Consider the following 15,865-nt stretch of genomic DNA (forward strand, 5'->3'; position numbering starts at 1 on the left):
ATCTTCTGGGTTAATTTCTTTAAAAGCTTCAGCCACCATAGGTGTTAAAATTGCTCCAGGTGCTATTGCATTTGTTAAAATTCCATCTTTTCCATATTCAATTGCAGCATTTTTAGTCATACCAGAAACAGCATGTTTGCTAGCTACATATGGCATTTGATTTAATACCCCTCTAATACCTCCAACTGAAGCAACATTTACAATTCGACCATATTTTTGCTTTTGCATAACTGGAATAACGTAACGTAGTCCATAATAAACCCCCATTAAGTTAATATCGATTACTCTTTTAAAAATGTTTAAATCGTAATCAACAATGGATGCCTGTTTGCCTTCAATACCAGCATTGTTATAAAACCCATCAATTCTTCCAAATTTTTCTACAGCAACATCTACGTATTTTTTTACTTCTTCTTCTTTTGAAACATCGGCTATCACCTTTATAATTTGGACATCAGTATAAATTTTCTTTAAATTTTCAACTGATTCATTTAAAATTTCTTCATTATAATCTACTAAAACCAAATTAGCACCTTTTTTAGCTAATTCGTCTGCAGCAGCTAAGCCTAAACCCATTGCTGCCCCTGTGATAATTATTACTTTATTTTTCATGGTGTATATATTTAATACAACAAATTTAAAGAAACAAACATCCAATATAAGTTAATGAACTATTAAGGTATACCCAAAACAATCCCAATATTAGTTAACACTATTTTGAAAAAGAATTAATCTAATCGGAAATTCAAATCCTACCAAAATACATGGCTTTAACAATTCCGTCTGAAAGTCCAATTTTTGGTACATAAATTTGTCTAGCTCCACTCCATTTCATAGCATTAAGATAAATTCTTGTCGCTGGAATAATAACGTCAGCTCTATCTGGATTTAAGCCCATTTCGGCAATTCTTTGTTCATAAGTCATAGCGTTAAGCTTTTGATATTGCGCATTTAAATAAACATAAGACAAAGGAGTGTCTTGATGTTTTTCAGACATTTTGAATAATTTATTGATATTTCCACCAGAACCAATTAAGGTAATGTTATCATAATTAGCTGTGGTATTTTTTATCCATTTTTCAATTTCTGTCCAAACAATATCATTCACCATATTGTTAATTAAACGAACCGTACCATTTTTAAATGATTTTGAAGCTACAATTTTACCTTCATTGAATAAAGAAAACTCAGTACTTCCACCACCAACGTCAACATATAAATAGGGTTTATCAGAATTAATAAATTGTTTTAAATCAGACGCAGCAATTATGGCAGCTTCCATTTTTCCATCAATAATATCAATTTTTATATCGGCTTTTTTCTTAATTAATGCTACAATATCTTTTCCGTTATAAGCTTCTCGCATTGCTGAAGTTGCACATGCAGTATAACGTTCAACTTTATGGATTTTCATCAATAATTTAAAAGCCTTCATAGCATCAATCATTCTATCAATGCTTTCTTGAGAAATTTCTCCAACTGTAAAGGCATCTTGCCCCAAACGAATTGGCACACGAACTAATGAACTCTTGTTAAATTGTGTAGGCTTATCTTTTTGCTCAACAATATTGGTCACCAAAAGCCTCATGGCATTGGATCCAATATCTATTGCAGCATATTTTTTAATAGTAATCATTTTTGTTGTTTTCAGTATTGGCTCATATATTTTGATAAATTACATCTAATTTATCTCTGTAATAATTATACATTTCTAATTGAGCTCTAAATGGTTTTTCTCCATTTATTTTTTTATATTTATTTTCTAAATTATTATTAAGCAATCTAGCTTTTATGTTTGCTTTCCAAGAAATATGAAAAGTTTCAATTAATTCTTTTTTAATTTCATCATCATAAATAGGACATGTTACTTCTACTCTAGCATCTAAATTTCTTGTCATAAAATCTGCAGAAGAAATATAAACTTCTGGATTATCTTCATTACAAAAAATATAAACCCTTGAATGCTCTAAATAATTATCAACAATGCTAATTGCTTTAATATTTTCACTCATGCCTTTTACACCTGGAATTAAACAGCAAATTCCACGTACAATCAAATTGATTTTTACTCCTGCTCTACTAGCATCATAAAGTTTATCAATCATTTTTGTATCTGTTAAGCTATTCATTTTAAGTTTAATGTATGCTTTTTTTCCAGCCTGTGCATTAAGAATTTCTCTATCAAATAATTTATTGAAACGAGAACGTGTATAATGTGGTGAAACTATTAAATGTTTGTATCTGTGAATACGGTAATTTACATCAAAAAAATCAAATATTTTGTTGGCGTCTTTAAGTATCTTTTGGTTATATGTAAACAAAGTTACGTCTGTATAAAAACGAGCCGTCAGTTCATTAAAATTACCCGTAGATATAAAGCCATATAGCTTAATATTCTCATTTTCAATTCTCTCTATTACACATATTTTACTATGTACTTTTAGTCCTTTTACACCAAAAATTAACTGAATACCATCTGTTTGCATTTGTTCAGCATAAGAAATATTACTTGCTTCATCAAAACGAGCTTGTAATTCAATTTGAACAATTACTTTTTTACCATTTCTTGCAGCATTAATTAAAGAGCTAACTATTTGAGAATTTTTAGCTAATCTGTACAAAGTGATTTTTATAGAAACAACTTTTGGATCTAAGGCAGCTTCTCTTAAAAAACGAATTAAATAAGAAAAAGATTGATAAGGAGCATTTAACAAATAATCTTTTTCTTTTATTTTGGTCAAAATACTTCCTTCTAAATCTAAACCGGGAATTGGCAATGCATGATTTTGTTTATATAGCAAATCATACCTTCCTAAGTTTGGAAAATTCATATAATCTCTTCGGTTATGATATCTTCCACCAGGAATAACACTATCAGAACTATCGATTTTCATTCTTGTCAATAAGAAATCTAAAGTATCTTTAGCAATCGCTTGATCATACACAAAACGAACTGGTTCTCCAACTCTTCTTTCTTTAACTGAAACTGAAATTTTCTCTAGCAAACTTTTTGATAAATCACTATCAAATTCCAATTGTGCATCACGAGTAATTTTTACCATATGAGCACTAATAGACTCATAATCAAACACATTAAATATACTATGTAAATTACATCTAATTACATCATCCAAAAGTATAATGTGCTGTTTTTCATTATTTGACGGCAGCACAACAAACCTATTTACCGTTTTTGGCATCTCAACAATGGCATACTTTATCTCCTGCTTTGGCAAAAAAGTATCAAAAAAAATTTCTTTTGTTGGTTTCATAACTAATTTTACTGCTAAATATCCTGAAGTATCCATTAACAATGGAAATTCTTCTAGATCATTCAACATTATAGTTACAACAGCTGGACTAACATTTTGAATAAAAAAGTCCTTTATAAAGTTTTCTTGTTCTTTATTTATTTCTTTTTCATTGATGATATAGATATTTTCTTTTTCTAATTTTTCTTCTATATCACTCAAAATTCTTAAACTTTCAGATTGGTGTTCAATAACAATATCTGTAATATCTTTTAATAATTTTTCTGCAGTAATTCCTCCCAAAATTTTTTCAGTATGCTCTTGTTCCATATTCATCCTACGAATAGCAGCATAACGAACTCTGAAGAATTCATCTAAATTATTAGAAAATATTCCAAGAAATCTAAGTCTATCTAAAAGCGGAACAGATTCATCTGCAGCTTCTTGCAACACACGAGCATTAAAAGTTAACCAGCTTTTTTCGCGGTCAATATATAGGTTTTCAACGTGATTATCTATCATTATTTTAAATCTCTAGGGAAAATTGTCTTAATTATAACTCCTTTTTGTGAAGATATAGTATTTAAATGTTCAAATTTAATAATTACTACGCCACAAGTAGGCACATTTTCAACATAATAATTTCCAAACTTATTAACAAAATCTGTAATGGCATTATTATGACCGAAAATTATCAAATTCTCTTCTTCATATTTTTTTATACATTTTTCAAGTTCAAGACTATTAAAAGTATAAAGTTCCTTTTTGAAAATGATATTTTCAAACTGCAAATTGTTTAAAATTGAAAATATTTTTACGGTTTGTGTTGTTCTTTTAGAAGTACTACTATAGACTACATATTTACTCGGAAGAAAATTTCTAATCTCATTAAAGACTAATTGAGAGTCTTTTAGACCTTTAGAAGACAAAGGTCTTTCATGATCAATTAAATCATGTTCCCAAGATGATTTTGCATGTCTAATTAATATTAATAGCATAAAATTATACCTCTATTTTTAAATTATTAACAAATTTACAACAAGAAAAAATAATGAGAGAATAAATAGGAATAATTTAACAAAACTCACAATTAAACTTATTTTTTTTAATTTTATATCAACAAAATAATTGTTTTGTTGATATTTTATCAAAAAATAAGAAAATACACATTTTGTAAGATTGACAAAATGTTAACAACTAATTCCTTTAATCGATTAAAGATTGTTTTTAAACGAATTTATTATTCCTGTAGTTGATTATTCAGCAAACTAATTTACATTTGTCAGGTGATAGTTAGGGCAAATTAGTCTAAACTAACACAATAGACAAATAAAATATTATAAGAATAGGTATGAAACACACTTTACTCAAAAGGTTAATTGTTTTGTTGTGCATTGTTGCGTCTGTATTCAATTTTGATGCAAAAGCTGAAGGTACAAAAACAGTTTCACCAACATCTAGTAACTTAACTTCATTAGTTATTATCCCTTATCGAAATTCGGGTTCTTTTTTAAATTGTAACGAAGACAACCGAATTTATTTTCGAATAAAAGACCATTCAGTAGAAAATTTCTATTTTGGTTTTGATTGGAGACAATATGCAAATGGTGTTACTTCTGGAACAATTCCAAATTTAACGGATGTTTACTATAGAATTAGAAGACCTGATGGAAGTGTTATAGTTGGTCCAACTTTATGGAATCCAAATAACTCCGCTGGAAAAATTAATACTTATGCTCAAGCCTTAGCTGGACCAAATATTAACGGACTAAACCCAACTGGATATACACCTATAACTTTTGATCCATCAGTAAATGGTGAGTTTTGGATAGAAATGTATAGAAGTAATGATGGTGGTGCAACAATGATTCCAAATGGGAATAGTGGAAATTCAAGTAATTGGGCTCATTCACCTTATTTTGATTTTACGGTTGCTAAAGCTAACAACACAGTATATGGTGGTAGAGTACATTCAGATAAATGGGCTTTTGTCGCGGTTCAGCCAACAAATGGAGCAGAAGTTCAGTTTTCTGTTAATATTAATGCTTCCTCTTCGCCACAATTATTTGCTTATACAGATGATAAGGCAATTGTAAAAATCGAATTCCAACCAAATTTTAGACCAGTTGCTTATGATGTTGCAGTAAATAGTTATGGAGTAGTGAATACAAGTAATTTTGCTGTTAATAGGCGTTCTATAAACTCGAGTGTTTCACCTTCATTTCAGAATGGATATAAAGTATTTTTAAATCAACCCGATTCAACGGTTTATCCTATTGCCTCAGTTCCTCTGCTACCTAGGTTTATAAATCCCGCAATTAGTGGTTGTGGTCCTATGTATGCTATAAGATTTGATGCACCAGAATCAGGAGATGTAAAGATTTTATTTAATTTAAATGGAGTTCCAGGCTATCAAGCAGGTACGTCCGATAGAATTTTAGAATTATTTAATGTCCCAGCCGGATATAATGAGGCACAATGGGATGGTTTAGATGGTTTAGGAAATAATGTAAATAATTCAACAACAATACAGTTATCATTAATTTTATTAAAAGGTAGGTTTAATTTACCTATTTATGATGCCGAAATTAATGCAAATGGTATTAAAGTTTCTCTTGTTGCTCCTATTTCTGTTCCAAATGCACAAATGTATTGGGATGATAGTTTATTAACTCAGGTAGGTGCAACTTGTGATGCTAATTTTAATAACACAAATAATATTACTGGAGCAGGGTTAAATAATTCTACAGTTGGTTCTGTTTCACCAGCACATGCATGGAGTGGAAACGGAAATATTGGAAATGTAATTCCGGCACCAATAGTTAGTGGAAATCAAGATGATGATATCTTATGTAATGATTTTGGAAACATTAGAGTAGTTAACACATGGGGTTGGGGGATTTACACACAAGATGTGTTTACAAATGCCAAAAAAGGATGTGTCGATTTATATGTAGATATTAATGTAACGAATACAACTCCTAATGTAGGTTCTAATGTTACATTTACAATATTAGCTGGAAATAATGGTGCTAATACAGGTTCAAATATTGATGTAATAGGGCTTTTACCAAATGGATATACTTATGTAAGTTCTTCTCAAACTGGTGGAACTTATAATCAAACAACAGGTGCATGGACTATTTCTTCACTTACTAATGGACAAACAGAAACTTTAACAATAATTGCCTCAGTTTTACCTCAAGGTGAATATAATTTTCCAACTACGATAACAGGTTTTGAATTTGATCCAATTTTATCAAATAATGAAGATTTAATAAGGGTTGAACCAACTCCAATTACTGATTTAGGTATTGTTAAAACGGTCAATAACTCAAATCCACAAGTTGGTTCACAAGTAATATTTAGTATTGCAGTTAACAATTATGGCCCAAGTAATGCAACAGGTGTTTCTGTAAATGATTTACTTCCTTCTGGATATTTATATGTTTCAAACACAGCTTCAGTTGGTTCATATAATTCTTCAACAGGAATTTGGACTATTGGTGATATGACAGTTAGTGCTTCTGGAACCTTAACTATAACCGCTTCAGTAAAAGCGACTGGTAATTATACAAATATTGCTACCATAACAGGAAATGAATTAGATACTAACACTCCAAACAATACTTCGAGTGTTACACCAAATGTAAATCCAGTTTCTGATATTGCAATAACTAAATCGGTTAGTAATGCTACTCCATTGGTTGGTACAAATGTTATTTTTACAATAAATGTAACCAATAATGGCCCAAGTAATACTACAAATACTGTTGTTACAGATCTTTTACCTAGTGGATACACTTATTCTTCTCATACTCAAACTGCTGGAACTTATGTTTCTAGTACTGGAGTTTGGACAGTAGGAAATCTAAATAACGGTATTACAAGAACTTTGACTATTACAGCAACTGTTCTAAATACAGGTAATTATACCAATACGGCAACAGCTACTAGTAGTAATACCGACCCAAATACAAATAACAATACAGCTAGTGCAAGTACTGCTCCTGTTAAAAATGCAGATTTATCAGTTGTGAAAACAGTAAGTAATACTACACCAAATGTAGGTTCAAATGTGATTTTTACTGTCACTGTAACAAATAATGGACCAAGTACTGCTAGCAATATAATAGTAACAGAAGCTTTTCCAAGTGGATATACTGTTAATAACGTAACTGTAAGTGCTGGACAATACAATCCAAATGTTAACTGGACAAATTTTAACCTTATTTCAGGGGAATCAGCAACATTGACTGCTAATGTAACTGTTAATAGTTCAGGAAATTATTTAAATACTGCCACAATAACATCTAGTAATGTTGTTGATCCAGTAAGTTCAAATAACACTTCTAATGCAACTACAACTCCTAATCCAGTAACAGACTTAAGCGTTGCTAAAACAGTAAATAATCAAACTCCTTTAGTAGGTTCAAATGTTATATTTACAATTGTAGTTAGTAATTCAGGTCCTAGTAACGCAACTGGTGTATCTGTACAAGATTTATTACCTAATGGCTATTCTTTTGTATCATATACAGCAACAACAGGGAATTATAATAGTACAACTGGTGTTTGGAATGCTGGTAGTATTTTAGCAAATGGAACTAAAACTTTAACAATAACTGCTACAGCTCTTCAAACGGGTACTTATGTAAATACAGCAACCGTTACTGGAAATGAGATTGATCCTAATTTGACGAACAATACATCATCAGCGTCAACAACTCCAAATGTGATTGCAGATTTAGCTGTTGTAAAAACAGTAAACAACTCAACTCCTTTAGTTGGAAGTCAAGTCACTTTTACTATAACAGTTACTAATAATGGTCCAAGTAATTCTCAAGATGTAGAAGTTAGTGATTTATTGCAAAATGGATATACTTATGTATCTAGCACAGCTACTTTAGGATTCTATAACTCAACTACAGGTTTGTGGGATATAGGAAATTTATCTAATGGAAACGTTGCTTCTTTAGATATTGTTGTTACTGTAAATAATGCAGGTCCTTACTCAAATACTGCAACAGTAACTCAGGCTTTTACTGATCCTAATCCAGGAAATAACACATCAACAGTTTCAACTAATCCTGTTCCTAAAAGTGATTTAATTGTAACAAAAACTATAGATAATCAAACCCCATTAATGGGACAAAATGTAACATTTACAATTGAATTAACAAATGCTGGTCCAAGTAACGCTACTGGAATTGTTGTAGCAGAAGCTTTACCTTCAGGGTATACATATGTTAGTCACACTGCTACTTCAGGTTTGTATAACCAAGCACAATGGACATTAAGTTCATTAGCAAATGGAGCTTCACAAACACTAACAATTGTTGCTTTAGTAAATCCAACAGGAAATTATTCAAACACAGCTACCGCTTTCGGAAATGAATTTGATCCAAATGTTTCTAATAACACATCAACTTCTACTCCAACTCCAATTCCAAATGCCGATTTGGCCGTTTTGAAAACAGTAGATTTGTCAACTCCGAATGTAGGAAATGTAATTACATTTACTATAGTAGCAACAAATAATGGTCCTATAAATGCAACTGGTGTTAAAGTTAATGACTTATTACCAGCTGGATATACTTATTTATCGAGCACAACATCAATTGGCATATATAATAATACTTCTGGTTTATGGACTATTGGAAACTTAAACAATGGAATTAGTCAAACGTTGACTGTTACGGTTCAAGTTAATGCAAATGGACCTTATACTAATATTGCAAATGTTGTTGGGGATCAATTTGACACTAATCTTAATAATAATAGTTCTATTTCTTCTCCTATTGTTGGACAAGTAGCTGATTTAGCAGTTGTAAAAACAGTAAATAACGCTTCTCCTCAAGTAGGTCAAAATGTTATATTTACTATAACTATCAATAATAATGGTACTAGTAATGCTACCGGAGTTATTGTTCAAGATTTACTTCCTAGTGGTTATACTTATGTTTCACATAATGCACCTGGAGGTTCATCTTATAGTAATACATCAGGAATATGGAATATTGGAAATTTAAATACTGTTCAAACTAGAACATTAACAATTACTGCAACAGTTAATAATAGTGGTAATTACACGAATATAGCCACTGTTTCTGGAAATCAATCAGATAATAATCCTTCTAATAATATATCGTCAGCTTCAGTTACTCCTGTAAGATTAGCTGATTTAGGAGTTACAAAAACTGTAAATAATGCTACACCAACTGTTGGAAATAATGTTGTGTTTACAATAGTTGCAACCAACAACGGACCAAGTAATGCAACAGGTGTAATTGTTAATGATTTATTACCTTCAGGATATGAATTTGTAAATGCTTCTGCTACATTAGGAGTATATAATAACGGAAATGGAAATTGGGTTATTAATAATTTAACTAATGGTGGTTCTGCTACCTTAACATTAACTGTTAAAGTAAAAGGAAATGGAAATTATTTAAACACTGCAACGATTGATGGAAATGAATTAGATAATGTATCTTCAAATGATACTGCAACTGCTTCTACTACTCCAACTAAAAATGCAGATCTATCAATAACAAATAATGTTGATATTACAACTCCAATTATCGGAAGTAACGTAATTTTCACAATAGTTGCTACCAATAATGGTTTAAGCGATGGAACTGGTGTTACAGTAACAAACACTTTACCAAATGGATATACATTTGTATCAAGCAATCAATCAGTTGGAACTTTTAATCCAACAACAGGTGTTTGGACAATTGGCAACCTACCATCTGGAACTAGTGAGGTTTTAGAAATAACTGTAACGGTTTTACCAACTGCTAATTACACTGATTCAGCTACTATTTCAGGTGTAGAATTTGACACAGATTTATCAAATAATACTGATACTGCTGTAACTATGCCTTTACCTGTAACAGAAATTGCTATAACTAAAACGGTTAACAATTCTACTCCAAACGTAGGTTCTCAAGTAACATTTACAATTGCTGTTATCAATAACGGACCAAGTAATGCTACAAATGTTGTTGTAACTGATAATTTATTATCTGGTTATACATATCAATCAAATACAACTACAATTGGAACATATAATAATGTTACTGGATTATGGAATATAGGCAACTTAAACAATGGTCAAACACAAACTTTGACTATTACAGCACTTGTTAATCCAAATGGAAATTACTTGAATACAGCAAGTGTTAGTCAAACTGAATATGATTCTGATCCTTCAAATAATTCAAGTAGTACTACTCCAATCCCTAATCCGATATCTGATTTAGCGATTCTAAAAACTGTAAATAATGCAACTCCTTTAGTTGGATCAAATGTTATATTTACCTTAGTAGTTACTAACAATGGACCAAGTGTTGGGACAGGAGTTTCTGTAGCTGATTTATTGCCTTCTGGATATAGCTATGTAACTTATAGTGCCACACAAGGAACCTATAATAATGTTACTGGAACTTGGACAATTGGTAATTTAAATAATAACCAATCACAAACATTGACAATAACTGCAAAAGTTTTAAATAGCGGTAATTATGTTAATACAGCTGTAATTTCTGGAACAAATACTGATAATGTTATGACAAATAACACTTCTTAAGCTTTAACGACTCCAATATTATCTAGTGATATAGCAATACTTAAACAAGTTGATATTACAACTCCTGACGTAAATGGAAATGTAATATTCTCAATTATTGTTACTAATAATGGACCAAGTAATGCAACAGGTGTCACTGCAACAGATTTTTTACCAACTGGTTATACTTATGTTAGTAATGTAGTCTCTGCAGGAAGTTATAATACTACAAATGGTGTTTGGAGTATTGGCGCAATGGTTAATCAAACTACTGTGACAATGGAAATAACAGCTACAGTTAATCCTTCAGGGAATTTTACAAATACAGCTACTGTAACAGCGAATGAAAATGATCCTATTTTAACTAATAATTCATCTTCTGCTAGCACGAATCCATGGCCTTTGGCTGATGTTGGTGTTACAAAAACAGTTAACAATACCACTCCAAATGTTGGTACAAATGTTACTTTTACGATTGTAGCAACTAATTATGGGCCAAGTAATGCAACTGGAACAAATGTTGCTGATTTATTACCAAGTGGATATACTTATGTAAGTCATACTGTTACTGCAGGAAATTATAATAATACAAATGGTAGTTGGACAATAGGAAATTTAAATAATGGAATTTCTCAAACATTAACCTTAATTGCTACGGTAAATACTACAGGTAATTATACTAATACAGCTATTATTGATGCAAATGAAAACGATACAAATACATCTAATACACAAGATTCTGCTTCAACCACACCAGTTAAACTATCCGATTTAGCGGTTACAAAAACAGTTGACAATCAATTCCCAAATATTGGTAGTAATGTTGTATTTACAATTATTGCTTCTAACAATGGAATATCAAATGCTACTGGAGTTAGAGTTGATGATGTTTTACCTAGTGGATATAATTACATAACTCATGTAGCTGGAATTGGAACGTATAACCCAAATACTGGTGTATGGAATATTGGAAATATAGCTGTTGGAAACACTTATGTTCTAACTGTTACTGCTCAAGTTAATACAATTTCAAATTATACAAATACTGCAGAAATATCGGGTGACCAAGTTGACCCAAATACAGTAGATAATATATCTTCTGTTACAACTTTCCCAAAAGCTACTATTATTTTAAATGATGATTATGCTGGACCAATAAATGGATTAACCGGACAAATTGCTGTTGTAAATGTTTTAGACAATGACTACTATAATGGTATTTCGCCAATAAATATTAATGATATTATTTTAACAACATCTATAGTTGATCCTACTGGTTTTATAACTTTACAACCTAATGGAACTATAAATGTAGCACCTAATACACCTGCAGGCACTTATACCTTAACATATCAAGTATGTAATGCAGTTTTACCAACAGATTGTCATACTGCAATTGCAGAAGTACTTGTAGTTGGACCAACAATAGTTGCTAATGATGATGATTATTCAGGAACACCTTTAAATACAACAACTGGATTTACAAATTTATTTAATGTTTATTCTAATGATGTTTATAATTTGAATTTTGTAAACCCTGCAGATGTAACATTAACCTTAATAAATCCGTCTCCTAATTTTACAATAAATCCAACAACAGGTTCTATTTCGGTTAATCCAAATTTACCTTCAGGAACATATACTTTTGAATATCAAATTTGTGGTAATTTAAATCCTACTACAAACTGTGATACAGCAATAGTAACGATTGTAATTGAAAATTCAAGAGTTGAAATAAAAGCATTACTTCAAGGTTCGTTATTTGGAACTACTGATGGTAAAATGCGTGACAACTTAAGAACAAACAATGTTATTCCTTTAACTGAACCATATTCGGTTATGGGAACCGCTGGAAACGTTAGGTTTAATAGACCAGATTTTACAGCAAGTGAACAAACAACAAATGCTGTTTTAAGCATAACTGGTGATAATGCAATTGTTGACTGGGTATTTGTTGAGTTAAGAGATCCTGCAAATAGTTCTATTGTTATGCATACAAAATCAGCTTTAATTCAAAGAGACGGTGATATTGTTGAATGTTCTGATGGAACAAGTAGTTTAAGTTTTAATAACTTAACAAAAGCTAGTTATTTCATTTCTGTGAAACATAGAAATCATTTGGGAGTAATGACAGCTCTACCAATTTCTTTTTCTGGAACAAATGCTGTATTTGATTTTAGTTCTGCTACTCCATCTCAACTATGGAATACTATCACTTCTGTCGATTATGATGGTTTTGAACAAGAACAAGAAACTAATGGTAAATATGCTATGTGGGCTGGAAATACAAATGCTGACAATAAAGTTAAATATTCTGGACCAAATACGGACCAAGCAGTTATCTTCAATACAATTTTGAACTATCAAGGAAATGACTTTAATTTTTACAATTTTAACAATGCTTTTCCAGGCTACTTTATGGGAGACGTTAATATGGATGGAAAAGTTAAGTATAGTGGACCCGGAAATGACCCAACCTATATTTTCTTTAATGTGATAACTAAGTATACTTTAAATGTGTTGAATTTTTATAATTACAACCTCTTTATAGAGCAAACACCAAATTAAATCTTAACCAGATGATGAATAATAAATATAAAAAGATGAGAAACAAAATAATATTTGGTCTTATTCTGTTAGTTAACTTTTTAGGGTATAGTCAAGATATTGATTTAACCTTAAAATACAACACTACACTTAACAGATATGAAGTTTATGCAAGACCTGATTTTACTCAGAATAGCTTTACTTGGGGACCTTCACAAATTTCAGTTTTAGTACCTGAATCTGTTGCTAATAGTCCACTTCAAAACTTGACTAGTTTTAATGCTGGAAATTGGGGTGATAATTCAATTATATATGCTCCTACTCCTCAACCACAAAGTGATTTTCATGGTGTGGATTCTGGTGGTGCTTTAACAAACCTAGTTGCTGGTCAAGAATTACTTATCTTTTCATTTACTATTAATGGTGGATGTACACCTGGTTTAAGACTTTTTAATAATGGTGTTGATCCTGATTCTAGTGTACCTGGAATGTTTGGAGGTGATTTTAGAAATTCAATTGATAACGGTATGATTACCGATGTTTATAATGTAAATTATAATAATTCAGGTACTTTATGTATTGATGCTATTGATGACAACATGTCCGTTAACTTTCCAAATGGTGGTGCTATAGGAAACGTATTTTCAGATAATGGTTTTGGTCAAGATACATTATACAGTACACCTATAAGCAATCCTGCCTTAGTCAATATAACAGTACTTACTCCAAATATAATTACAGGGTTAACTATTAGTCCAAATGGCGATGTAAACGTACCGGTAAATACACCTCCTGGTGAATATCAAGTTGAGTATCAAATTTGTGAAGTAGCAGTTCCATCAAACTGTGATTCTGCAATTATATTCATTACAGTTAATGCTCAAATTATTGCTGAAGATGATACCATAACTGCAAGTGAAATTGGGGGTATAATTGGAAATATCTTTCCTGACAATGGTGTAAATCCTGATTCATTAAACGGGAATCCTATTACTGTTGGTTCAACTGTAATTATTACTTTATTAGACAATGGTGGTTTAACTGGTTTAGCAATTGACAATAATGGTAACATAACTATTCCTATTAATTCAAATATAAACGGTGGAATGCCTTATATAGCTGAATACCAAATATGTGATGCATTAAATCCTACAATTTGTGATACTGCATTTATAAATATAACTATTGAACCTTCAATTGTTGCTGAAGATGATAATAATTTTACTATCAGTTATTCTGAGCAAGGAATTGTTGGTAATATTTTTAATGATAATGGTTTAGGTATTGATTCATTAGAAGGAATTGCTATTACTAATCCTGCATTAGTAAACATAACTATTTCTGGTGTTTCGCCACTTCCTGGTTTAGTAATTAATCCTAATGGTGATATTTTTGTACCATTAAATACTACACCTCAAAGTTATTCTATAGAATACCAAATTTGTGAAGTTGCTAACCCTTCAAATTGTGATACGGCTATTTTTACAATATATGTAATTCAGGCTGATGATGATAATGATTCTGTTAACGAAAATTCTTCTGTTGATGTTGATATTTTCTTTAATGATACTTTATTTATTGGTGATCCTAATGTTCCTCAATATGGTACATTAACAATCTCAACTCTTCCTACTAATGGAACTGTAACTGTATCAGATCCAAATGCAACGCCATTAGATCCTAAAGACGATATTGTTTCATATACTCCTAATGCAAATTATAGTGGTCCAGATAGTTTTGAATATACTATTTGTAATAACAATACTCCTACTCCAAATTGTGATACAGCTTTAGTAACTATAAATGTTATCGCTTTAGTAAATGTAGAAGACGACACTATAGTTACTGATGAAGATACTCCTGTTGTTGTAGATATTTTTAATAACGATACAGATATTCCAACTGTAGGAACTTTAACCGTAACTCAACCAACAAACGGTACAGTTGTAATTACCGATCCAAATAATACACCTAATGATCCTTCGGATGATGTTGTAACTTATACTCCTAATCCTGATTATAATGGGCCTGATACTTTCACGTATACTGTTTGTGATAATGCAATTCCAACTCCTAATTGTGATACAGCAACTGTAAATGTAACTGTTAACCCAATTGTGGATACTGAAGATGATTTTGATACTACAGATATTAATACTCCTGTTAATGTTGACATATTAGATAATGATAACGATATACCAACTAACGGAACTTTAACAACTACTAACCCAACAAACGGTACTGTTGTAATTAATAATGGTGGAACTCCTAATGATCCTTCAGATGATACGGTTACTTACACTCCAAATACAGGATTTACTGGTACTGATGTTTTTACATATACGCTATGTGATAATGCAACACCAACTCCTAATTGTGATACAGCAACTGTAACTATTACGGTTTCTGCAGTTCCTTTTAATACTGAAGACGACAATGTAGTTACTGATGAAGATACTCCTGTTGTTGTAGATATTTTTAATAACGATACAGA

General features: G+C 31.0%; 7 protein-coding genes. 3 read left to right on the top strand and 4 right to left on the bottom strand.

Annotated features, from left to right (window positions below; all coding sequences use genetic code 11):
• The 4 genes from AACZ53_RS08980 to AACZ53_RS08995 all read right to left on the bottom strand — a co-directional run.
• The coding region (locus AACZ53_RS08980) for an SDR family NAD(P)-dependent oxidoreductase (protein WP_339837304.1) at positions 1 to 612 on the bottom strand (612 nt) is incomplete at its 3' end.
• Positions 613 to 745: 133 nt separating this feature from the next.
• Positions 746 to 1,636: an exopolyphosphatase gene (locus AACZ53_RS08985; RefSeq protein ID WP_339837307.1), complete on the bottom strand. Its 891-nt coding sequence runs from the start codon at positions 1,634 to 1,636 to the stop codon at positions 746 to 748.
• Between the two features lie 22 nt (positions 1,637 to 1,658).
• Positions 1,659 to 3,773 carry a polyphosphate kinase 1 gene (ppk1, locus tag AACZ53_RS08990; RefSeq protein ID WP_339837309.1) on the bottom strand — a complete coding sequence of 705 codons (2,115 nt, stop codon included), beginning with the start codon at positions 3,771 to 3,773 and terminating at the stop codon, positions 1,659 to 1,661.
• The gene (locus AACZ53_RS08995; RefSeq protein WP_339837311.1) at positions 3,773 to 4,249 is read right to left on the bottom strand and encodes a phosphoglycerate mutase family protein; all 477 of its coding nucleotides are present in this window, start codon (positions 4,247 to 4,249) and stop codon (positions 3,773 to 3,775) included. The genes ppk1 and AACZ53_RS08995 overlap by 1 nt, the downstream gene beginning before the upstream one ends.
• Positions 4,250 to 4,602: 353 nt before the next feature.
• Here AACZ53_RS08995 and AACZ53_RS09000 point away from each other — a divergent pair, with 353 nt between their 5' ends.
• From AACZ53_RS09000 to AACZ53_RS09010, 3 genes are all read left to right on the top strand, one after another.
• Complete coding sequence (locus AACZ53_RS09000) at positions 4,603 to 10,845, top strand: DUF11 domain-containing protein (RefSeq protein ID WP_339837313.1); 6,243 nt, start codon at positions 4,603 to 4,605, stop codon at positions 10,843 to 10,845.
• A 36-nt stretch (positions 10,846 to 10,881) separates the two neighbouring features.
• Positions 10,882 to 13,392, top strand: a complete 2,511-nt coding sequence (locus AACZ53_RS09005; RefSeq protein WP_339837317.1) for a DUF11 domain-containing protein — start codon at positions 10,882 to 10,884, stop codon at positions 13,390 to 13,392.
• A gap of 35 nt (positions 13,393 to 13,427) precedes the next feature.
• Positions 13,428 to 15,865: Ig-like domain-containing protein (locus tag AACZ53_RS09010; protein ID WP_339837315.1), on the top strand; the 2,438-nt coding region annotated here is incomplete at its 3' end.

The sequence above is a fragment of the uncultured Flavobacterium sp. genome (assembly GCF_963975005.1).
Lineage (GTDB): Bacteria > Bacteroidota > Bacteroidia > Flavobacteriales > Flavobacteriaceae > Flavobacterium.